This is a genomic window from Gordonia sp. YY1 (genome assembly GCF_009872315.1).
In the GTDB taxonomy this organism is placed as follows: Bacteria; Actinomycetota; Actinomycetes; order Mycobacteriales; family Mycobacteriaceae; genus Gordonia; species Gordonia amicalis.
Genome location: NZ_WXYI01000017.1, coordinates 59,770 through 80,727, shown reverse-complemented (window position 1 = coordinate 80,727; position 20,958 = coordinate 59,770). Strand labels below are relative to the sequence as shown.

The window sequence follows — 20,958 nt, the reverse complement described above, 5'->3', positions numbered from 1 at the left end:
CGCACGAACTCGTGTCGGGCCAGTGGGACGGCCGGACAGGGCGTTCAAGCGGGCAGCGGCACCCCGACGTCGGCGCCGCCCTCTTCGGTGATCCGAGCTCCCATCCGGGTGAAGGTGGGGGTGGTGATGAACCCGCCCGCGAAGAGGGCTTCGCCCTGGCGGAATTCGGGTGACTCCGCCAGCATGTGTTCGCCGACGAACCCGAACGTGTCGGCGAGTTCGGCCAGATCGCGCGGGGCGTTCATCCGCATCAGGCACAGGTTGTCGCACTGGGACAGCACGTTGGGGTGGATCTTCGTCGGCCGTTGCGTGGACAGGAGAAGCCAGAGACCGAACTTGCGGCCTTCGGCTGCGATCTGCACGACGCGATCGATCAGGGCCTGCTCCACGGCGCTGGTGGCGACGGGCGGGCAGATGTTGTGGGCCTCGTCGATGACGATCAGGACGGGTCGACGCTCTTCGCGGCGAGCCCACAGGTGTTCGAGCACGCTGAGGGCGGCGACCTTGGGTTCCGCCGGGTGGGCGAACCCGCCCAGGTCGAGCACGGTTGCCTGGGGGCGCTCGTCGACGATGTCGGTGGCCGCGACCTCGCCCCGCGCCCACAGGTCCCAGTCGAGGACCTGGAGATTCTCGATCCGCTTGGCCAGCCGCTGGTGGCCGGGGTCGGCGGAGGCGCGCAGCGCTGTGATGTAGGTGCTCTGGTCCGGCGTGCCGGTGAGAGTGGCGTCGGCGTGGAGCAGGACGTTGTACTCGTCGGCGTCGGCGATCGGATCCAGCTGCAGGACCGCGGCCTTCGCGGCGAGCGGCAGGTCGGTGAACCGCGTCCGCAGCTGGGGGAGGTCGCGCCGCGTCGAATGCAGCACCCGGATGTCGGATGCGGCGATGGTCGCGGCGGCTTCGGGGTCGGAGCTGTCCCTCGTCTCCGGCAACCGGGTGAAGTCGGCATTCGGGTCGAGGATGAGCAGCGGGAGTCGGGTGCTCAGGAGCAACTGCTCCAGCACCACACCGAGCGCGTAGGTCTTGCCCGAACCGCTCTGGCCGCACCAGAAGGTGTGACGGTTGAACTTCAGGGCGGAGAGAACGACTTCGGATGTCGCGTCGTCGCGATGGCTTCCCACTGTCAGCTGGACCACGCCTGAACAATACGGCGTCGGAGGCCTCGGCACCGACTCGCAGGGTCGCGTGGCGCGGTGTCGGGGAATCGCCACCTGCCCCGAGCGCTACTTGTAGCCAGCGCTGCGATGTTCAGGTGGCGATCCCGGCCTTCACTTGCGGGCGTGCCGCAGGTACCCGTACAGGGCGGCACGATAGCCGCGGGTGTAGCTGGGTTCCTCGTCGTCGGGGTCGGGCGGGCAGTCGAGGGTCGACGATGCGAGCTGACGTGCCCACGGTGCCGGCAGTGCGCAGAGCGCGGCTTCCGCGTCGTCGAACCCCTTCTGGAAGAGATCGGGATCGAGATGCTCGTCGAGGTCGGCGTCGTAGATCGGAAACGACGTGGGAAGCCGGGTGACGATGCCGTATTCGGTGACGATGTCGAGGTCGGGGAGCTCGTGCTCGTGATCTGTCAACGGACCGTGCGCCTTTCGGCGAGAGTACGGTAGAGCGTTGCACGGCTGACCCCCAGCGCCTGGGCGATCCTCGGCACGGATTCGCCTGCGGCACGCATCTGTTCGGCACGCAGCACCTGCTCGTCGTCGAGGACACGGGGGCGTCCGACCGTCGATGCAGGCTGCCGGTGTGTCGTCGTGGTCCGCGGCCTCGACGAGCCGAGCCCGGGGGAGGGGTCGTCGAGTTCGGCCAGGGACGCCAGGACTCCGACGACCATCGCGCCGGCGGGATCGTCGGTGTCGATGCCCTCGCGCAACGAGCGGAGGCCGATACTGCGTTTCGCGAGTTCACGCGTGATGGCCATGACCTCGCGGATATTGCGTCCGAGACGGTCGATGCCCACGACCACGGTGGTGTCACCAGCCCGCGCGTAGTCCAGCAGTGCGTTCATGCCCGGCCGACGGTCCGCGGACCGAACCCGGTCGGCGGCGTCGGAGTAGATCCGTCCTGGATCCACCCCTGCTTCCGTCAATGCGTCGATCTGTGGACCGAGAGCGTGGGCTCCCGGGGTCTCGCGCGCGTATCCGAGAGCCATCCCCGGTGCGCCACCTCTCACTTCTTCCGTCACGAGGAGGACTCTATCTCAAAAGTCTCGATACAGTTTCTGAGACGCGCCGAGATTCGAGACTCGATTCGCAAGTCTCGCAACTGGGGGAGTTTCCGAGAAGTAAGTGTCGCAAAATAGGGTCTCGTAAGTTTCGAGACGGCACCCGGTTTTGATCTGCGTGTGCAGTGCTCCGGGAGCCGGGAGGGAACCTGACGTCATTGGCCGCTGAGTCGCAGGGGGAGTGCGCGCCGACTGTCGGGTTTCGATCACACTGCGCGTAAGCGTGCCCCGGCAAACCGGACGCACCTAGGGTGCAGCAGTCGTAGTCGCGTCCCTCGTCGTGAAAGAAGCAGCACTCGTGTCCCAAGAACCTGTCCGCCCACTCCACTTCGCGGCGTTCGTCATGAACACCACGAGCCACATCGTCCAGGGCACGTGGCGTCGCCCGTCGTCGAGGTCGGCCGACTTCAACGACCTCGACCACTGGGTTAATCTCGCGAAGACTCTCGAGCGTGGAAAGTTCGACGCCATCTTCTTCGCCGACGTCGTCGGGCTCTACGCCCCGTACCGCGGTGACGAGCGGAAGTACTTCGAAGCCGGTCTGCAGGTCCCGAGCAACGACCCGAGCGTGCTCGCCAGCGCGATCGCCTACGCGACAGAGCATCTCGGCATCGCATTCACCGCGAGCATCCTGCAGGAGCATCCGTTCAACTTCGCCCGCCGGATCTCGACACTCGACCACGCGACGAAGGGTCGTATCGCGTGGAACATCGTGACGAACTACCTGCCCAATGCCAGCCGCAACTTCGGTCTCGAAGGACTCACCGCCCACGACGCGCGTTACGCGTGGGCCGACGAGTACGTCGACGTCACCTACAAGCTGTGGGAGGGCAGCTGGGACGACGACGCGCTGCTGCAGGACCGTGAGCGCGGCGTCCACGCCGATTACGACAAGGTCCACCGCATCAACCACATCGGTGAGCGGTACCAGGTCGAGGGGCCACACCTGGTGTCGCCGAGCCCCCAGCGCACGCCGTTCCTCTTCCAGGCGGGTGCCTCAGAGGCCGGCCGCAACTTCGCGGCGCAGAACGCCGAAGCAGTGTTCCTCGGAACGCCGAACCGTGAAGCCGCACTCCGGGACACCTCCGACATCCGCCGGCGTGCGGTCGCGCTCGGGCGTCGAGCCGACGACCTGAAGTTCTTCCAGGGGCTGTACGTCGTGCCGACCTCGACCGAGGCCGAAGCGGCACGCGTCGCCGCGGAACTCGACGAGTGGATCGACCACGACGGACACCTCGCGCACATGTCGGGGTCCATCGGCATCGACTTCGGTCACGACGACCTCGACACCCCGGTCGGTGAGATCAAGACGGAAGGCGTGCAGTCGGTCGTCGGTTGGATCAACGACCTGGTGACCGACCGCCCCGCCACACTGCGCGACGTCGCCCACCACACCGCGACCAACCTGCGCATCGTCGGCACGCCCGAGAAGATCGCCGACGAGCTCACCGCGTGGCAGGCGAGCGGTGTCGACGGCGTCAACTTGATGAACTACGAGATCCCGACCTCCTACGAGGATTTCGTCGATCATGTGATCCCGACGCTGCGCGAGCGGGGCCTCATCCAGAGTGAGTACTCCGACGGCACCCTGCGACAGAAGATCTTCGGGGAGGGGGACCGGCTGCCGGATCGCCACCATGCGACCCGGTACCGCGGCGCGTTCGGCGCGGGGGCCGGCAAAGCCGGCGACGAGGCGTTCGCTGGTGCGGTGAACTGACGCTCGCTCCTGCTCCCTGAGTAGCGAGCTTGTGCGCGTGAGGCTCTGCTCCCTGAGTAGCGAGCTTGCGAGCGTGAGGCTCTGCTCCCTGAGTAGCGAGCTTGTGCGCGTGAGGCTCTGCTCCCTGAGTAGCGAGCTTGCGAGCGTATCGAAGGGCTTGGCGAGGAAATGTCGCCAGGCCCTTCGAGGCTCGTCGCCAGCGCTCCTCACACCTCAGGGAGCGGGGGCGGTCGCCAGCGCTCCTCGCACCTCAGGGAGCGGGACGGGGGTGCTGCCGTGCCTCAGCCTCCCGGGAGCGAGGGTTGTGCTCAGAAGTACCCGTTCGCGGGCAGGGGAGTGTCGTTGACCAGGAGGTCGCCCAGGGCGATGGCCTTGTACGACGTCGGGTTGTGCAGGGTGACGGTGCGGATGTTGCGCCAGTGCCGGTCCAGGTTCGTGGTCCGGCTCGCCGATGACGCGCCGCCGACGTCGAACAGGTCCGCGGCGGCGCGGAGACCGACGCGGTCCACGTGAACCTTCACCCGCGCGGCCGCCACCGAGGCCTTGATGAACAGGTCGGGATCGATCTCGCCGCTGCGTGCCGGCGCGAACGCCTCCTCGATCGTCTGTGCGGCGTCGAGGACGGCGGCCCTCGCCACGTGGGCGGCCGCGTCGATCTCGCCGACGGTCCCGAGGAGCACGGGATCGTGGCGCGGCGAATCCACGGGGGCGTGATCGAACGTTCGCGTCCGCGATCGCAGCAGCGTGGTCGCATCATCGCCGACCGACAACAGGATTCCGGTGATCAGTGCCTGTAGGTAGAGCTGAAGAAAAGGGCCGTCGTTCGCCAGCGGAGCGGCTGACGCCGGGTCCGTGAAGGCCAGGACGTCGTCGGCGGACACCGGGACGCGGTCCAGGGTGGTCGTGCCTGTACCCGTGCGGTTCTGACCGATCCCGTCCCAGTCGTCGACGACGGTCACGCCGTCACGGTCGACGGGCAGGACGATCCGCGCGATCTTGCCGTCGAATTCACCGCCTCGTACGGTCGCGGTGACCGAGACGTAGTCCGAGAACGCGGTGCCGGTGCTGTAGAACTTGGCCCCGGTCAGCAGCCACCCGCCGTCGACCGCCTCCAGCTCGGTCTGGAACGACAGCGAACCCGCGCTTCCGGTGCGTTCGCTGGTCGCGTTGCCGAAGACCTTTCCCGCGGCGATCTCCGCGACCCAGCGGTCGCGCACGGGCCCGTCGGGGAACCGGCGGATCTGCTCGACGAACCAGTAGTGCGCACGCAGGATGTGGGCGACGATCGGATCGGCGCGTGCCAGATCGATGAGGAACCCGAACAGCTCGGGAGTGCCGGCCCCGGGACCGGACCCGTCGTCGAGAGTCAAAGCGGTATAGCCGGTTTCACTGAGCAACCGCACCTGGGCGTGAGGATCGATGCCGGTGAGCTCACGCACCGCGGCATCGGCCCCGATCTCGGACAGGATCGCCGATCGGTCCGCGACGACACGGCTCAGCACGCTCACGCCGACACCTCGACCTTTTCGGCGAACGCACCGCGATAGGCCGCCGCGGGATGGGACTCGGGCAGGCGATCGCGGCCGGTGAGCTTGCGTCGCGTCGTGCCCGGCGCGTAGTCGTGCTGGGCGAGTCCGCGTTCCCGCAGCACCGGCAGGACGTGCTCGGCGAACTCGACGTAGCTTCCCGGGATCGTCGCGTTGATGACGTTGATGCCACCGACGCCCGCATCTCGCCATTCGGCCAGGCGGTCCGCGATCTGTTCGGGGGTGCCGACGACCCGTCCACTGCGGCTGCGCAGTTCGGCCAGGTCGCGGACGGTCGGCTCACGGTCGGGCACGGCCTCGCGCAGCCACAGCAGGGTGCTCTGCGTGCCCTCGGTGTGGATCTCGCCGATCGGGGTGTCGAGATCGTAGAAGCCGAGATCGAGCCCGAGACCACCCGCCGAGTGGGCGATGATCGTGCTCGGATCGATGTACTCGTCGAGTTCGGCGGCCTTCCGGCGTGCCTCCTCCTCGGTGCTGCCGATGACGAAGGAGAGCCCCTGGAAGAACTGGATGTCCTGAGGGTCCCGGCCGGCCTCGACCGCCAGACGACGGGTGTCGTCGACGAGGCCCTTGGCGGCCTGCGGAGTGGGCGACACGATGAACTGTGCCTCGGCATTGCGGGCGGCGAAGCGGCGGCCCGTCGGTGACGAACCCGCCTGGAACAACACCGGTGTGCGCTGCGGCGAGGGTGCCACGAGGTGCGGTCCCTCGACGCGGTAGCGGTCACCGACGTGATGGATCTTGTGCACCTTGTCGAAGTCTGCGTGGACGCCGCTGTCCTTGTCCTGGATCAGCGCGCCGTCATCCCAGCTGCCCTCCCAGAGCTTGTAGACGACGTCGACGTACTCCTCTGCCCACGCGTACCGGTCGTCGTGGGCGGTGATCCCGTCGTATCCGAAGTTGCGCCAGGCATTCTGGGACAGGCTCGTGACGATGTTCCACGCGATGCGGCCATCGGACGCGTGATCGAGCGTCGAGATCTTGCGGGCGAAGTCGAAGGGGTGTTCCTGCAGGATCGAGCTGGTGATGGCGATGCCCAGGTTCTCGGTGTGTGACGCCAACGCGGACGCGAGAACGATCGGGTCGTTGCTGGGGATCTGCAATCCGGTGTCCACGAACTTCTTCCAGTCGCCCTGGTAATCGTCGTAGAGTCCGACGACGTCGGCGAAGAAGACGAAGTCGAATCGCGCCTCCTCCAACGTCTTTGCGAGGTCGATCCAGTGCTGCAGCGAGTTGAAGTCCGTTTGCCGCGCACCGGGGGCACGCCACGCCCCATGCAGGATGTGGGAGGTCGTGTTCATCACAAAGGCGGCGAAACGCAAGGGTTTTGGCTCTGACACCCGAACGACGGTACGTTCGCGCGCCGTCTCGTGTGTCGTTGTGCTCAGGGTGACTGCAAAGCCTGACGCAGACGCCTTCGGTCGTTACCGTACGACGACGACCGCGGGTCAGAGTTCTGATTCAGCTGTGCCGAGACTTCCGTGCCGGCCCGCCGCCCCTTCCGCTTTCGATCACTGTCGAATCCTGACTCTCGATAACGAGGAGTACCTGCCGTGTTCAGATCTGTCCGTTCCAGACGGACTCGAGCCCTACTGGCGGTGAGTCTGTCGGCCGCCGCTCTGCTGTCGGCGTGCGGTGAGCGCCCGGCGACCGGAGACGGCACGTCGACGGGCATTCCCGCCGCGGCCGGCGACTACGTCGACGGCGGCGTCATCGAATACGGGCACGAGCAGGAACCGCCGTGCATCCACGGCGGCTGGGTCCAGAACGCCTACCTGGCGCGGCAATACCTCGACAACCTGGTCTCGCTAGACGACAACGGGACTCCCGTGCCGTGGCTGGCGACGAACTGGGAGATCTCACCCGACCGCACGACCTACACCTTCCGGCTGAAGCCCGACGTGAAGTTCAGCGACGGAACCGATCTCGACGCGGCTGCGGTGAAGACCAACTTCGACAAGTACCTCGATCCGGACGCACCCAACGGGACGGTGATGGCCTACATCGGCCAGTACTACGCCGGGGGAGAGGTCATCGACCGCAACACCTACGCGCTGCATCTCAAGCAGCCGTACAGTCCGCTCCTGACCGTTCTCACCCAGGGCTACTTCGGAATCCAGTCGCCCACCGCGCTCGCGCGTGGGAAGAAGGCGAACTGCTCGCAGCCGGTCGGATCGGGACCGTTCATCATCGAACGCTGGGATCGCAACCGCAGCATCACCTTCGTGCGCAACCCGAACTACAACTCGGCGCCGGCCAATGCGAGACATCAGGGACCGGCCTACGTCGACAAGGTGATCTGGAAGTTCCTCAAGGACCCGGTACTCCGGTACGGCTCCTTGACCAGTGGTTCGTCCGACGTCATCTACAACGTCCCGGCCATCAACTGGGCCGACGCGACAACGCGATTCCAGACCAAGCAGTACGTGACCCCGGGTCGCCCCAACGCGATCACGCTCAACGTCGCCCACGCACCGTTCGACGACGTCCGGGTGCGCCAGGCGTTCGCGTACTCCGCGGACCGCGAGAAGGCGGTGGAGACTGCGTTTCTCGGCGTGGTGCCGTTCAATTCGAACGGCGCCCTCAGTCAGAGCACTCCCGACTACGATCCGTCCGCCGGCGCGTATGACCGCGACCCGGACAAGGCGAACGCCCTGCTCGATGAGGCGGGGTGGACTTCGCGTGACGACGACGGCGTCCGCACCAAGGACGGTCGGCGGCTGACCGCGCGGCTCGTGTACGCGGCCGATGCCATCGTCGGACCCGAGGGCGCGGCGATCCTGCAGAACATCGCGTACCAGGCCCGCGACGTCGGCTTCGACATCGAACTCGTCCCGGCGACGCAGAGCGAGTACTTCGGCGGCAACTACGCCAAGCCGGACACCTACGACGCCTACGTCGGCTACTGGACGAGTCCGACTCCCGGCCTGCTCTACATCAACTGGCGCCAGCGGCTCGAGGACTCACCCAACCCGCACAACACGGCCTACTACAACGATCCGACTCTCCAGGGACTGATCGAGAAGGCCAACAGCTCGGCAGACCCCGCGGAACAGCGCGAGTTCTACAGTCAGGCCCAGAAGCTGATCGGTGACCAGGCGCTGTCGATCGGGCTGTACACACAAACGACCTCGATCGCAGCGAACCCGAAGCTGCACGACGTGTGGGTCGAGAAATCCCAGGGTGAACCGGTGTTCGCGGATGCGAGGTTTGTGCGATGACCATTCAGACCGACAAGACGACGATCGTCGACGCGGGCTCGGCGGGCCGGCCGGTCGCGCGTCGACGACGCAGGGGCTCGGCGGTGTGGTTGCGGTGGCTCGGCAAGCTCGGCTCGGCCGTGTTCGTGCTGTGGGCGGCCGCGACGATCACGTTCCTCCTGCAGGTGCTTGCACCCGGTGACCGCGCGACGCTGCTGCTGAACCTGTCGTCGGGCGAGAGCCGGGAACGCACGGCCGACGAGGTGGGCCCGGTGAACGATCAGTTCGGTTTCACCGATCCGATCTGGCAGCAGTATCTGCATTACCTGCAGGGTCTGCTGCACGGTGACCTCGGTACGTCGTACCAGCTGAGCGAGCCGGTCACCGAGGTGATCGCCGCCCAGCTCGGTCCCACCCTGGTCCTGACCATCAGTGCGCTGATCGTCGCCTGGCTCCTGGTGCTGGTGACCACGACGCTGACGGCCGGCCGCCGTGGGCCGGGCGGCGCGCTCGGCGCCCTGCTCGAGACCGTGAGCGCCGGACTCCCGCAGTACTGGCTGGGCTCGATCCTGCTGGTGGTCTTCGCGATCAACCTCGCCTGGTTCCCGGTCGAGAGCGGCGATTCGCTGCGCGGACTGGTTCTCCCGGTGCTCACACTGGCGATTCCCCTCGCCGGATTCCTCGGCAGCATCGCCCGCGACGAGTTCGCACGCGCACTCGACCAGCCCTTCGTCCTCACGGCCCGGAGCCGGGGTCTCGGCGATCTGTCGGTTCGTGCCCGACATGTGTTGCGCCACTCGGTCATTCCCGCCGTGACCGTCTCGGGTTGGGCCATGGGTGCCCTGCTCTCGGGTGCGGTCATCGCCGAAACGGTGTTCGCGAGAGCGGGCATCGGCCAGACCCTCGTCGCAGCCGCCAGTTCGAGAGACGTCCCACTGGTCAGCGGCATCGTCGTGCTCGTCGCCGCGATCTACACGGTCGCCAACCTGCTCGTGGACTTCCTGTACACCGTCATCGACCCCCGGATCGAGGTCCCGTGACCACCACCCAGAAACCGTCCATCAAGACGTCCCGCAGCACGGTCACCGCGCTACCGGAGACGTCACGGCGGCCGTGGTCGTTGCCGCCCACCGTCATCGCCGCGCTCGGGGTGCTGGTCCTGCTGGCCCTTGCGGCGGTGGTACCTGGGCTGATCGCGCCGTACGACCCGCTCGCGATCAACCTCGACGAGACGCTGTCGCCGCCGACCTGGGCGCATCCGTTCGGTACCGACCTGTCGGGTCGAGATCTTCTGACTCGCATCATCTTCGGCACTCGGCAGTCCCTCGCCATCGGCCTCGGCGCGGTGGCCGTGGCCCTGTTGCTGGCCGTGGCGCTGGGAATCACGGCCGGGCTCTCGGGCCGGATCGCGCAGGCCCTGGCGAATCGTTGGATCGACGTTCTGTTCGCCTTTCCGACGATCCTCCTCGGACTCCTGCTGACGTCGGTGTTCGGCCCCGGGCCGTACACACTGATATTCGCGATCGGGATCGGCATCGCCCCGGGCTATGCCCGGATCATCCGCGGACAGGTCCTGACGGTCCGCAATGCCGCCTACATCGAGGCGGCGACCGCGCTGGGACACTCGCGGACGCGAATCCTGGTGCAGCACATCGCTCCCAATGCTCTTCGTCCGATGATCGTGACCGCCACACTTGGCATCGGCCAGGCGATCATCTGGGCGTCGGGGCTGGCCTACCTCGGTCTCGGTGTCGCGCCGCCGTCGCCCGAATGGGGGGCACTGCTCGACGCCGGACGCACCTACATCACGGTGGCGTGGTGGCTGGAGATCTTCCCCGGCCTCGTCATCGTGATCACCGCACTGGCATTCACCACCGTGGGACGCCACCTCGGCGCCCGACTGGAAGGAACAACCCGATGACCGTGGTCGCGAGCTCCATCGAGGAACGGGCGGATGGCGCCGACACCGACGGCACGCGGGCGCCGCTCGCCGAGATCCGGGACCTGCATGTGTCCTTCGGTGATCGGGAAGTCGTCAAGGGCGTCTCGTTCACGGTCGACGCGGGCGAATGCCTCGCCATCGTCGGCGAGTCCGGGTCGGGAAAGTCGGTGACCGCGCGCACACTCATCGGGCTCACGGGCGAGGGTGCCCGGATCAGCGCCGCGACCATCGCATTCGACGGACGGTCGATGCTCGGATACAAGGACCGGGATTGGCATCGTCTGCGTGGTCGTGAGATCGGCTTCGTCCTCCAGGATGCCCTGGTGTCGCTGGACCAGCTGCGTACCGTCGGGAGCGAGATAGGGGAAGCGCTGACCGCGCACTCGGATTCCCGTGGCGGAGGCGTCTTTCGGAGCCGATCGCCCCTCCGACGTGCGGATCGCGAGGAGAAGATCGTCGAACTGCTGACACTGGTCGGCGTCCCCGAACCCCGCGTCCGGGCTGCGCAGCGTCCGCATGAGCTCTCCGGCGGTCTACGCCAGCGCGCGCTGATCGCATCGGCCCTCGCCCAGGATCCGAAGCTGCTCATCGCGGACGAGCCGACCACCGCTCTCGACGCCACCGTCCAGGCTCAGATCCTCGACGTCCTTGGCGAGGCCAAGGCACGCGGCAACGGCGTCATCCTGATCTCCCACGACCTGGCCGTCGTCGCCCGCCTGGCCGACCGTGTCGCGGTGATGCGGCACGGGGAGATCGTCGAATACGGCTCCACCGACCAGGTGCTGCGCAACCCCACGCACGAATACACCGAAAGCCTGCTCGCATCGGTGCCGTCGCGCACCTCCAAGGGCACGCTCCTGACGAGCGGCGAAACCCTTCCGGAGCCCACGGCGGCATCCGGGACCCACGCGACTCCCGCGCTGCGCGTCCGTGATCTTCGAAAGTCGTTCGAGGGCAAGCACAACACGGCGCGACCGGCGGTACGCGGTGTGAGTTTCGACGTCCTCCCAGGAAAGACGCTGGGAATCGTCGGCGAATCCGGATCGGGCAAGACGACGACGGCTCGGATGGTCCTCGGACTCACCGACCCCGACGCGGGGACCGTCGAGCTGAACGGACGGCCGTGGAGCGCGTTGACCGATGTCGAACGTCGGGTGAACCGGCACCAGATCTCCGTCATCTACCAGGATCCCCTCAGCTCGTTCGATCCCCGGTGGAACGTCGAACGTATCCTGCGCGACAGCCTGCGCTCCCGCGGCCTACGCGGCAAGGCGCTCGACGAAGGTATCTCCGAACTGCTCGACAGCGTCGGACTCTCGGATGCCTTCCGATGGCGTCACCCACTGCACCTGTCCGGTGGACAGCGTCAACGAGTGGCCATCGCCCGGGCGCTGGCACCCGAACCGTCGGTGATCGTGTGCGACGAGCCGGTGTCGGCCCTGGACGTGTCGATCCAGGCCCGTATCCTCGACCTGCTCGCGATGCTTCAGGTGGAAACCGGTGTCTCACTGGTCTTCATCTCGCACGACCTCGGCGTCATCCACCACGTCGCCGACGACATCCTGGTGATGCGCGGCGGCGAGGTCGTCGAGTACGGCGACGCCGACCGCGTCTTCGGAAACCCGGAGCACCCCTACACGCGTGAACTGCTCGCCGCGGTGCCCACCGTCGACGGCGGTGAGCTCATCGCCTGAACGCCTCGGCACGCTCCCATCGCGTCGAGGCCGTGCCGTTCAGAACCGCGCCGGCGGGACAGCCGCCGAGAGCCGGAACGCGCATGGTGCTGGTGGTGCGCGTGGTACCAACCGTCACTATCGGGCCAACTGAGTCGCGAGGCCGGTGTCGTTAATGTCCGGTTTTCTCTGTTCCGGTATATCTCTGGCAGTGCTTCGGTCGGGAAGCCGAAGAATCCCTCGTGCGCATTTCCTGTACAGAGAAACGCTGTCTCATGACTGCTCGGAGACGGAGCAAACGCCGCAAGAAGATCGCCACCGGTTCGGCGTCGGTGGTGGCGGGCATCCAGATCGTTTCGCAGGGAGTCCTCGGCGGGACCGTGCTCAACCACCCAGACGCGCAGGGTGACGGGGCGTCGTTCGCATTCCTTCCAGGCTCTGTCGCCGGAACCTCGTCTCCGAGCGCCGGTGACGTCGCCTTCGCCCTCGCCGTCCTGGGGTTGGGCGTCGCGACGGCGTCTGCCGACGACACCGGGTCGGTCACCTGCTTCGGTGCCCTTGCGATAGCGGCCTCGTCCTCGGCTGGTGCGTGCACAAACGTTCTGGGCGCATTCGACTTTCGTTACGACCGGCTGAAGAAGGAGATCTAGTTCGGCCTGACGAATCCCGGGACGCTCCTCACCGGCGACCGGTCGCTGGAGGACATCCTCGACGACGTGGTGCTCGGGGGAGGCAGCGCGAAAGCGTTGACGAAGGACTTCGTTCGGGTCACCCTCGGTCAGTCGGCCGGAACCCACCGGATCGCGGTCACCTCGAGCTATGGGTTCGCACCCGTCATCGTCGGCGGCAGCGATTCGAATGTCGCCGACCCGGTGTATGGGCCGGGAGCGATCACACTGGACTGGCTGGGAAGCACGATCGTTCTCTTCCCCGTCGTGACCGGTTCCGGCGGTGGTTCGGGGAACGATCAGGGCAATACGACGAAGCCGGGTCCCGACCCGGGAATCTTCGAGGACACCCAGCCCCTCGATCCCGGCCCCGCCCCAGAGGCGAGCACGGCGGATCGCCCTCGGGTCCCGGCGGAGAACAGTCCGACGACACGACTCCCGGTGCTGACCCGATCGGGGATGTGCCGGCAGTGTCGGACTCCTCGACCACGGAGAAGGAGCCGGTGCCGGATTCCGGTGGTTCGGACCTGAAGGCGGTCGTGGACGACGGATCGTCCACCGGTGAGACTAAGGTGACTGCCGACGGGTCGCGACCGGCGTCCGGAGCGGGAGCAGCACCGGAGACGGTCGCCGAAGACGGCGGCGATCGGCGGACGACGGCGGAATAGGTACGGGTGTCGGAGTGTTCTTGCGGCCATGAGTGTCAACGCAGAATTGAGTCCTGAAGGCTGGGTCCGCGAGCAGACCGAGAAGATCCTGGAGCAGGGCACCACCGAGGGTGTGCTGGTCCAGGATCGTCCGATCGTGCTGTTCACCACCACCGGCGCGAAGTCCGGCAAGAAGCGCTACGTGCCGCTCATGCGCGTGGAAGAGGACGGCAAGTACGCGATGGTCGCCTCCAAAGGCGGTGCACCGGAGCATCCGGCCTGGTACTTCAACGTCAAGGCCAATCCGCAGGTCACCGTGCAGGACGGTTCCGAGATCAAGGAACTGACCGCGCGTGAGATCAGCGGCGACGAGCGCGCTCACTGGTGGGAGCTCGCCGTCGCGGCTTTCCCTCCCTACGGTGAGTACCAGACCAAGACCGACCGAGAGATCCCGGTCTTCATCCTGGAGTGATTCATCTGCAGCCCGCAGGCATCAGAGCCCTCGACTTCGGTCGGGGGCTCTGATGTTGTGGCCACCGAGTGGCGCCCGATGTCCTCCAGCGGGTCATCTGCGGCCGTGCTTCGTCATCAAGGGCGGGTGTTGACCGTGTGTTCCTGCTGCCCGTGGGGATGATCCCCGTGTGCGGGATAAGCGTGGATCAGCGCACTGGCGAGCTTCGGAACGGCATGGGTCAGTTCGTGTTCGGCGTCGTGCGCGATGGTGTGCGCCTCGGTGAGCAGTAGGTTCGGATCGACGTCCAGTTCGGCGTCGGCATGGAGTCGATGTCCGATCCAGCGCATTCGGATACTACGGACGGCCAGCACCCCCGGACGTTCGGCGAGGGTCTTCTCGGCGGTCTCGACGAGGTCGGGATCCACGCCGTCGAGCAGACGGCGGAAGACGTCGCGCACCGCGGTGCGCAGAACCGCGAGGATGGCGACGGTGATCAGCAGCCCGACGATCGGATCGGCGAGCGGAATCCCGACAGCCACGCCGCCCGCGGAGAGCAGCACGGCGAGGGACGTGAAACCGTCTGTGCGCGCGTGGAGTCCGTCGGCGACGAGGGCGGCCGAACCGATGCGTCTGCCGACTCGAATGCGGTACAGCGCCACCCACTCGTTGCCGATGAAGCCGACGAGACCGGCAAGCGCCACCCAACCGACGTGTTCGATGGGTCGGGGATCGAGGAGCCGTCCCACGGCCTCGTATCCGGCGATGAACGCCGACAGGGCGATCATCGCGACGACGAACAGTCCGGCCAGGTCCTCGACGCGTCCGAACCCGTAGGTGTAGCGCCGAGTGGCCGACCGGGTGCCCAGGGCGAAAGCGATCCAGAGCGGTACCGCGGTGAGGGCGTCGGAGAAGTTGTGAATCGTGTCGGCAGCCAGCGCGATCGAGCCCGAGGCAGCGACGATCCCGGCCTGTGCGACAGCGGTGACGCCGAGGACCAGCAGGCTGATCTTCACTGCGCGGATGCCTGCCTTCGAGGACTCCAGTGCGGAGTCGACGCTGTCGGCCGCGTCGTGGGAATGCGGCGCGAAGATCTCGGCGACGATTCCCCGGAAGCCGTGCCGGTGCGCATGGTCGTGGTGATGCGGATGGCGGTGCGCGTGATCGTCAGGGTGGTCGTGCCGATGGGGGGCGCGAGGCAGATGCGTCATCTCTCACGCCTCCCGGGCCGGTCCCGGATCGACGGCGCGAAGTGCGGGATCGCCGCGATGGTGTGGGGGTACACCCGGGCCGGCGTGTTCGGCGTTGAACACCGCATCGGTGACGAGACGCTGGACGTGCTCGTTCTCGAGACTGTAGAAGATCGTGGTCCCGGCGCGGCGGGTGCGGACGAGCCGCGCCATCCGGAGCTTGGCGAGATGTTGCGACACGGAGGGCCCGGGCTTGCCGACCGCGTCCGCGAGTTCACTGACCGACATCTCGGTGCCGGACAGTGCCCACAGCAGTTGGATGCGGGTCGGGTCGGCAAGCATCCGGAAGACCTCGACCACCAGCCGCGCCTGATCCTCCGCGATGGGAGAGCGCGCGACCGGTGAATGCTTATCTGCATTCATATGCAGATAGTAGCGCTCTGATCGGTCAGGCGAAACGGATGTTCATGGTCGCGAGACCGAACACCTTCCGGCCACCCGATTTCGCGACGATGATGACGACACCGGACCTGGTCTCGGGGTCCAGCGACTTGATGCGTCCGCTGAATTCGATCTCGCCGCCGTCGGACGCCGAGACGGGAACGGTCTGGGAGAGCCGCACCGAGTAGCGGGTGACCGCGCCGGGATCGCCGGACCACGAGGCGACGAAGGCCGCGCCGAGACCCATCGTGAGCATCCCGTGTGCGATGACGTCGGGCAGCCCCGCGAGCTTGGCGACCGCCTCGTCCCAGTGGATGGGGTTGGCGTCGCCGGCGACACCTCCGTAGTTGACCAGGTCGCCGCGGGAGATGCGGACGGTGTGCATCGGCAGTTCGTCGCCCACCGAGAGCTCGTCGAAGGAGCGCGCGCCGGACGGACGGCTCGCGCCGTCGGCGACGCGGATCTCACCCTCGGGCCGGACGGTCTTCTCGTACAGGTGGTGGGTGTCCTCGTGGCTGAAGATGTTGACGTCGTGCATCATCACCTTGCGCACCGCGGGGCCGAGAGTCGGATCGACCTCGTCGGCGGTGACCCCGACAACCGTGGTGTGCATCGTGTGCACCTTCTCGCCGGCGGCGTCGGTCATGGTGTTGGTCACGGTGATCAGCTCACGGCCGGCGACCTTGCGCACGCTCGACAGTTCGACGTCGGTGACGAGCTCGTCCCCGGCCACGATCGGCCGGTGCTGCTCGAAGACCTGCTCGGTCTGCACGTAGGTGTCGTAGCCGACGATCACGGACTCAAACAGCTCCCGGTTCGCGGCCATCGCCGGGATGGAGGTGAACGTCAGCGGTGCGACGAGTCCCGAGTATCCAAGGGCAGCAGCGGCTTCCGGCTCCCAGTGGGCAGGGTGGTAGTCCTGGACCGCGCGGGCGTATTCGCGGACCTTCTCGCGTCCCACCTCGTAGGAGCCGTCGAGGACGTAGTAGTGGCCGACGCGCGTCTCGAGGTCGGGCGCCTCACCGGCTGCCGTCGGTTCCGTGATCGGGGGTTGGGTCATTTCGACAACGCTAATCGCGCGGGTTCCGCAGGCAAAACCGTGGCATCCTCCGGTCCCGCGCTCTACGACACGGCCTGGACGTCAGCGTCGCAGCCCCTTGCCGTGGGCGAACTCCGCCGGGCGCCCCGAGGACTGCCAGCGGTGCCAATTCTCCCGGTGGCGACACATCACCTTCTCGTGCAGTCGGCGGAACGTCGGGGAGACCCGGCGCAGTGTCTCGATGAGCGTCACGGCGGGCAGTCGCAACAGGATCAGCGCGAGACCCGGGACCGGATTGGGCATGTCGTAGCGAGTCGGCGATGGTCTCGGGGAACCACTGGGTGCGCACGCCGAGCAGATGCCCGAGGTAGCGCTGATAGTGCAACAGCACCCGGATCTCGCGAGGCGTGGTCTGGACGCCGGTCAGCCACAGTGCCGACGCGGGCACGACGCTGCCGCCGAGCAGGGTCAGCAGCTGATACGACTGACTGATCGGCTCGCCCCATCGCTCCACGTCCCATTCGGGGTGCTTGGCGACGGTGCGTCGAACCCACACATGCATCACTCGGACCCGCATCGCCGTCGCCCGTCCGGCCGACCCCGGGGTCAGCAGCGCGCCGGGCTGGGAGACGTCGATCCAGAACCGGGACGTCTCCAGGAATCGGCGTAGCGCGTTGTCGCCGGCGTATCCGCCGGCCAGTGACAGCGGCTTGGCAACCGCGGCTTCCGTGTACATCTCGAGCGTGATCCCGCCGGCGACACTGAACAGGCCGGTGCCCCAGCGACGCCAGATCTCCTCGCCCTCCGCGATGAGCTCCGGGTCGACCCAGTCGGGAACCGTCTCGAATTCCTCGAACAGTTCGACCAGCGCCGGCGGGGGGTTCTCGATGCTGTCGAGCCCGTCGGTGAGTGCTTTGTCCAGCAGCGCCCGGGCGGCCTCCGGGCCGAGCGTGCCGTAGACCTCGTCGACGAACCGCTCGGCCACCGGGTCGGTGCGAAACATGTCCTCGGCGAAGGTGCGCAGCTGCTCGGGCTCGGGGTAGAGGTCCTTACCCGTCGCCCTCCGGACAAGGGCGCGTGCGCGCTGCAGTCGGCGGTTGGACGTCGCGGCGTCGTAGGTGACGGCGCTCGGGAAGGCGGGATCGTCGTCGGTCGAGCGACCCGACAGCACTGCGGACACGGGAACCCCCAAGTATTGAGACGAATTCCCTCATGTGTATCACCCGTCGGGTGGAAGGTGCACGCCGCCTCCTTGACCTCGAGTGCACTTGAAGTTGCACCGTGGGTGGAAGTGACCGCCCTCACCGAGGAGAACCCCGATGCGACAGGTGCTACCCGACCTCTGGGAGACCGCCACCGACAATCCATTCCCCGGCCTCACCACGCATGCCTACCTGTGGACGTCGGACCGCAACGCGTTGTTCTACTCGGTGGCGTCCGACGCCGAGTTCGCCGACTTGGAAAAGCTGGGTGGCGTCGATGACCAGTACCTGTCCCATCACGATGAGGCCGGACCGATGCTCGGCCGCATCGAGGACCGGTTCGGGGCGACGCTGCACGCTCCCGCCCCCGAGGTCGGCCGGATCGGCCGGTATGCGCGCGTGGACATAGCGCTCGCCGAAAGGTACGTCGACGACAACGGTGTCGAGGTGATCCCGACACCCGGGCACACACCCGGCAGCACGTGCTACCTCGTGCCGGGTGACGACGGCCTCCGGTACCTGTTCACCGGGGACACCCTGTACCTGAGCGAATCCGGCGAATGGACGGCCGGATATCTGCCGAGTTTCAGCAACGCACACACTCTTGCGGAGAGCCTGCGTCTGCTGGCGACACTGACCGTCGATGTGGTGATCTCGAGTGCGTACGCCGGGGATTCAGCGGTGAATCACATTGTCGCCCAGGAATGGCCGGATCACATCGATCAGGCTCTCACCGGACTCTCGGCCGCGCAGCGTTAGGGCGGTCAGTCGAACAGCCGCCGGAAGACGTTGGTCTCCGCCAGATCGACCAGTTCGTCCCCACGACCGGACAGCACGGTACGCAGGGCGTAGAGGGTGAAGCCCTTGGCCTGGGCGGCGGTGATGGTCGGTGGGATCGACAGTTCCTGACGGGCCGTCGTCACGTCGAGCAGCGCCGGGCCATCGTGGGCGAGGAAGTCGTCGACGGCGCCGGCGAGGTCGTCGGCCTGCTCGACCTTGCGTCCGCGGATGCCGACGGATTCGGCGAGCTTCGCGAAGTCGGGGTTCTCCAGATCGGTGCCGTAGTTGACGAATCCGGCTGCCTTCATCTCCACCTCGACGAAGTTCAGCGACGAGTTGTTGAAGACGACGATCTTCACCGGCAGCTCGTTCTGGGTGATGGTGAGCAACTCCCCGAGCAGCATCGCCAGCCCGCCGTCGCCGGCCAGGGCGATGATCTGTCGCCGAGGGAATGCCGTCTGCGCGCCGATCGCCTGCGAGACCGCATTCGCCATCGACCCGTGGGTGAACGAGCCGATCAGTCGGCGGGACCCGTTCATGGTCAGGTACCGCGCGGCCCACACGACGGGCGAACCGACGTCGGGGATGAAGACGGCATCCGCGCTTGCCTTTTCGCTGATGAGTCGGGTGAGGTACTGCGGGTGGATCGGGGACCGGTTGCGGTCGTTGTCGGCCAGGTCGTCCAGGCGTCGACGCGCCTTTGTGTAGTGGGCGAGTGAGGTCGTCAGGTGTTCGGGATCGCGGTCGGCCGAGATCAGCGGGAGCAGTGCGCGCACCGTGTCGCCGACATCGCCGACCAGCGGCACGTCGACCGGACAGCGTCGACCGATCTGTTCGCCACGGATGTCGACCTGGATGATGGTCGCCTTGGACGGATAGAACTGCGGATACGGGAAGTCGGTCCCCAGCATGAGAAGGGTGTCGCACTTCTCGATCGCGCGATACCCCGACGAAAAGCCCAGCAGGCCGGTCATGCCCACGTCGTAGGGGTTGTCGTATTCGATGAACTCCTTGCCGCGCAACGCATGCACGATCGGTGCCTGCAACGCGTGGGCGAGTCCGACGACCTCGTCGTGAGAGCCCTGGACACCGGCACCCGCGAGGATCGTGACCCGCCGAGCGGCGTTCAGAGTGTCTGCGGTGCGGGTCAACTCCGCGTCGGTGGGACGGACCACCCGTGGTACCTGCCGGATCGGGGCGCCCGCACGACGTTTGGGGCACGGTTTGAGGAACAGCTCGCCGGGGATCACCAGAACGGCCACGTCGCGTCGTTCGACCGCCGTGCGCAATGCGACGTCGAGCAGCCGGGGCATCTGCTCGGGGGTGCTGACCATCTCGCAGAAGGCGCTGCACTCGCGGAAGAGCTGTTCGGGATGGGTTTCCTGGAAGTAGCCGCTGCCGATCTCGGGTCCGGGGATGTGGGCCGCGATCGCGAGGACCGGCACGCGGCTGCGGTGAGCGTCGAAGAGCCCGTTGATCAGGTGGAGATTGCCGGGGCCGCAACTGCCCACGCACACCGCGAGTTCGCCGGTGAGTGCGGCTTCGGCGGAGGCTGCGAACGCAGCCGCTTCCTCGTGCCGGACGTGTTGCCAGGTGATGGCCTCGGTGGTGCGCAGGGCGTCGGTGAGACCGTTGAGTGAATCACCCGGAAGCCCGTGCACACGCTGCACTCCGGCACGGTCGAGCTCTTCGACAATCCTCTCGGCGACTGTTGTCGGCATGGTGATCCGTTCGGTCGAGTCGGTGTGCACCCGACTATAGACGCGACTCGAACGGCACCGACCTCGTCGAACTTTCGCGCACCATGATTCTCGGTGACCGGTGGTATCGCCGGTGACACAATCTGTCCATGCCGCAGCGTGGTGAACCACTGCAGAATCTCGGCTTCCTGACTATCGGACGATTCGACGAGAACGGGGTCTGGAGAATCCGCTGCGGTTGGCCGAAGATCTCGCCACCGTCGACCTACTCAGTGACGGACGAATCAATTCCGGAGTCTCCGTGGGTGTTCCGATGCGGTACGACGACTTCACGAGGTCGCTGTACCCGGAAACCCATGACGTCGAGAACTTCTCCAAGATCGGGTCGTCGGCTCCTGGACAACCTGCGCGGCGAACCCGTCAGCGGCTTCGAGGGCACCGTCGGCATCGAGCAGTACTCCCGTCGCGTGCAACCTCATTCACCGGGCCTAGGGCCCGGACCTGTGGATGTCTGGCCGGGCTGTGGATGGCGTCGTCGGCCACGGC

General features: G+C 66.9%; 17 protein-coding genes and 2 pseudogenes. 9 read left to right on the top strand and 10 right to left on the bottom strand.

Annotation, left to right across the window (positions count from 1 at the left end; translation table 11 throughout):
* Positions 1–44: 44 nt before the first annotated feature.
* From BPODLACK_RS19105 to BPODLACK_RS19095, 3 genes are all read right to left on the bottom strand, one after another.
* The gene (locus tag BPODLACK_RS19105; protein WP_024498707.1) at positions 45–1,133 is read right to left on the bottom strand and encodes an ATP-binding protein; all 1,089 of its coding nucleotides are present in this window, start codon (positions 1,131–1,133) and stop codon (positions 45–47) included.
* 132 nt (positions 1,134–1,265) lie between these two features.
* The gene (locus BPODLACK_RS19100; RefSeq protein ID WP_024498708.1) at positions 1,266–1,568 is read right to left on the bottom strand and encodes a hypothetical protein; all 303 of its coding nucleotides are present in this window, start codon (positions 1,566–1,568) and stop codon (positions 1,266–1,268) included.
* Complete coding sequence (locus BPODLACK_RS19095; protein WP_159405988.1) at positions 1,565–2,143, bottom strand: recombinase family protein; 579 nt, start codon at positions 2,141–2,143, stop codon at positions 1,565–1,567. The genes BPODLACK_RS19100 and BPODLACK_RS19095 overlap by 4 nt, the downstream gene beginning before the upstream one ends.
* A 370-nt stretch (positions 2,144–2,513) precedes the next feature.
* Between BPODLACK_RS19095 and BPODLACK_RS19090 the strand changes: the two genes are divergently transcribed.
* Positions 2,514–3,932: an LLM class flavin-dependent oxidoreductase gene (locus BPODLACK_RS19090; RefSeq protein ID WP_268895973.1), complete on the top strand. Its 1,419-nt coding sequence runs from the start codon at positions 2,514–2,516 to the stop codon at positions 3,930–3,932.
* A 308-nt stretch (positions 3,933–4,240) separates the two neighbouring features.
* Here BPODLACK_RS19090 and BPODLACK_RS19085 read toward each other — a convergent pair whose 3' ends face one another.
* Both BPODLACK_RS19085 and BPODLACK_RS19080 read right to left on the bottom strand, forming a co-directional pair.
* Complete coding sequence (locus tag BPODLACK_RS19085) at positions 4,241–5,440, bottom strand: acyl-CoA dehydrogenase (protein ID WP_159405976.1); 1,200 nt, start codon at positions 5,438–5,440, stop codon at positions 4,241–4,243.
* Positions 5,437–6,819, bottom strand: a complete 1,383-nt coding sequence (locus tag BPODLACK_RS19080) for an LLM class flavin-dependent oxidoreductase (protein WP_159405975.1) — start codon at positions 6,817–6,819, stop codon at positions 5,437–5,439. The genes BPODLACK_RS19085 and BPODLACK_RS19080 overlap by 4 nt, the downstream gene beginning before the upstream one ends.
* Before the next feature lie 213 nt (positions 6,820–7,032).
* On the opposite strand from BPODLACK_RS19080, the gene BPODLACK_RS19075 reads away from it, so the two are divergent.
* The 6 genes from BPODLACK_RS19075 to BPODLACK_RS19050 all read left to right on the top strand — a co-directional run bounded on the left by BPODLACK_RS19075 (position 7,033) and on the right by BPODLACK_RS19050 (position 14,081).
* Positions 7,033–8,700 (top strand): ABC transporter substrate-binding protein, encoded by a 1,668-nt coding sequence (locus BPODLACK_RS19075; RefSeq protein WP_159405974.1) that lies wholly within the window; start codon positions 7,033–7,035, stop codon positions 8,698–8,700.
* On the top strand, positions 8,697–9,719 hold the full coding sequence (locus BPODLACK_RS19070) for an ABC transporter permease (RefSeq protein ID WP_159405973.1): 1,023 nt from the start codon (positions 8,697–8,699) through the stop codon (positions 9,717–9,719). Before BPODLACK_RS19075 ends, BPODLACK_RS19070 begins: the two co-directional genes overlap by 4 nt.
* A complete protein-coding gene (locus BPODLACK_RS19065) occupies positions 9,716–10,600 on the top strand; it encodes an ABC transporter permease (protein ID WP_024497436.1) in 885 nt (294 codons plus the stop codon). Before BPODLACK_RS19070 ends, BPODLACK_RS19065 begins: the two co-directional genes overlap by 4 nt.
* On the top strand, positions 10,597–12,315 hold the full coding sequence (locus BPODLACK_RS19060) for a dipeptide ABC transporter ATP-binding protein (protein ID WP_159405972.1): 1,719 nt from the start codon (positions 10,597–10,599) through the stop codon (positions 12,313–12,315). The genes BPODLACK_RS19065 and BPODLACK_RS19060 overlap by 4 nt, the downstream gene beginning before the upstream one ends.
* 254 nt (positions 12,316–12,569) lie before the next feature.
* Positions 12,570–12,944 (top strand): hypothetical protein, encoded by a 375-nt coding sequence (locus tag BPODLACK_RS19055; RefSeq protein ID WP_159405971.1) that lies wholly within the window; start codon positions 12,570–12,572, stop codon positions 12,942–12,944.
* A gap of 714 nt (positions 12,945–13,658) precedes the next feature.
* Complete coding sequence (locus BPODLACK_RS19050) at positions 13,659–14,081, top strand: nitroreductase family deazaflavin-dependent oxidoreductase (protein ID WP_024497439.1); 423 nt, start codon at positions 13,659–13,661, stop codon at positions 14,079–14,081.
* A 116-nt stretch (positions 14,082–14,197) separates the two neighbouring features.
* Here BPODLACK_RS19050 and BPODLACK_RS19045 read toward each other — a convergent pair whose 3' ends face one another.
* The 4 genes and pseudogenes from BPODLACK_RS19045 to BPODLACK_RS19030 all read right to left on the bottom strand — a co-directional run bounded on the left by BPODLACK_RS19045 (position 14,198) and on the right by BPODLACK_RS19030 (position 17,910).
* The gene (locus tag BPODLACK_RS19045; protein WP_024497440.1) at positions 14,198–15,271 is read right to left on the bottom strand and encodes a cation diffusion facilitator family transporter; all 1,074 of its coding nucleotides are present in this window, start codon (positions 15,269–15,271) and stop codon (positions 14,198–14,200) included.
* 3 nt (positions 15,272–15,274) lie between these two features.
* Complete coding sequence (locus BPODLACK_RS19040; protein ID WP_024497441.1) at positions 15,275–15,673, bottom strand: ArsR/SmtB family transcription factor; 399 nt, start codon at positions 15,671–15,673, stop codon at positions 15,275–15,277.
* A 25-nt stretch (positions 15,674–15,698) separates the two neighbouring features.
* Positions 15,699–16,751: a fused (3R)-hydroxyacyl-ACP dehydratase subunits HadA/HadB gene (locus BPODLACK_RS19035; protein ID WP_024497442.1), complete on the bottom strand. Its 1,053-nt coding sequence runs from the start codon at positions 16,749–16,751 to the stop codon at positions 15,699–15,701.
* A gap of 81 nt (positions 16,752–16,832) precedes the next feature.
* A pseudogene (locus BPODLACK_RS19030) lies at positions 16,833–17,910 on the bottom strand (oxygenase MpaB family protein).
* A gap of 139 nt (positions 17,911–18,049) precedes the next feature.
* Here BPODLACK_RS19030 and BPODLACK_RS19025 point away from each other — a divergent pair.
* Positions 18,050–18,691, top strand: a complete 642-nt coding sequence (locus BPODLACK_RS19025; protein WP_159405969.1) for an MBL fold metallo-hydrolase — start codon at positions 18,050–18,052, stop codon at positions 18,689–18,691.
* 5 nt (positions 18,692–18,696) lie between these two features.
* Here BPODLACK_RS19025 and poxB read toward each other — a convergent pair whose 3' ends face one another.
* Entirely contained in the window at positions 18,697–20,433 is a 1,737-nt protein-coding gene (gene poxB, locus BPODLACK_RS19020) for a ubiquinone-dependent pyruvate dehydrogenase (RefSeq protein WP_159405968.1), read from the bottom strand.
* A 196-nt stretch (positions 20,434–20,629) separates the two neighbouring features.
* Between poxB and BPODLACK_RS23625 the strand changes: the two are divergent.
* A pseudogene (locus BPODLACK_RS23625) lies at positions 20,630–20,939 on the top strand (LLM class flavin-dependent oxidoreductase); the annotation flags it as partial.
* Positions 20,940–20,958 lie beyond the last annotated feature (19 nt).

Coding starts and splice junctions, on each gene's coding strand:
- BPODLACK_RS19095 (WP_159405988.1), bottom strand. CDS start 2,143: ATGGCTCTCGGATACGCGCGCGAGACCCCGGGAGCCCACGCTCTCGGT.
- BPODLACK_RS19070 (WP_159405973.1), top strand. CDS start 8,697: ATGACCATTCAGACCGACAAGACGACGATCGTCGACGCGGGCTCGGCG.
- BPODLACK_RS19060 (WP_159405972.1), top strand. CDS start 10,597: ATGACCGTGGTCGCGAGCTCCATCGAGGAACGGGCGGATGGCGCCGAC.
- BPODLACK_RS19055 (WP_159405971.1), top strand. CDS start 12,570: ATGACTGCTCGGAGACGGAGCAAACGCCGCAAGAAGATCGCCACCGGT.
- BPODLACK_RS19050 (WP_024497439.1), top strand. CDS start 13,659: ATGAGTGTCAACGCAGAATTGAGTCCTGAAGGCTGGGTCCGCGAGCAG.
- BPODLACK_RS19045 (WP_024497440.1), bottom strand. CDS start 15,271: ATGACGCATCTGCCTCGCGCCCCCCATCGGCACGACCACCCTGACGAT.
- BPODLACK_RS19040 (WP_024497441.1), bottom strand. CDS start 15,673: ATGAATGCAGATAAGCATTCACCGGTCGCGCGCTCTCCCATCGCGGAG.
- BPODLACK_RS19035 (WP_024497442.1), bottom strand. CDS start 16,751: ATGACCCAACCCCCGATCACGGAACCGACGGCAGCCGGTGAGGCGCCC.
- BPODLACK_RS19025 (WP_159405969.1), top strand. CDS start 18,050: ATGCGACAGGTGCTACCCGACCTCTGGGAGACCGCCACCGACAATCCA.
- poxB (WP_159405968.1), bottom strand. CDS start 20,433: ATGCCGACAACAGTCGCCGAGAGGATTGTCGAAGAGCTCGACCGTGCC.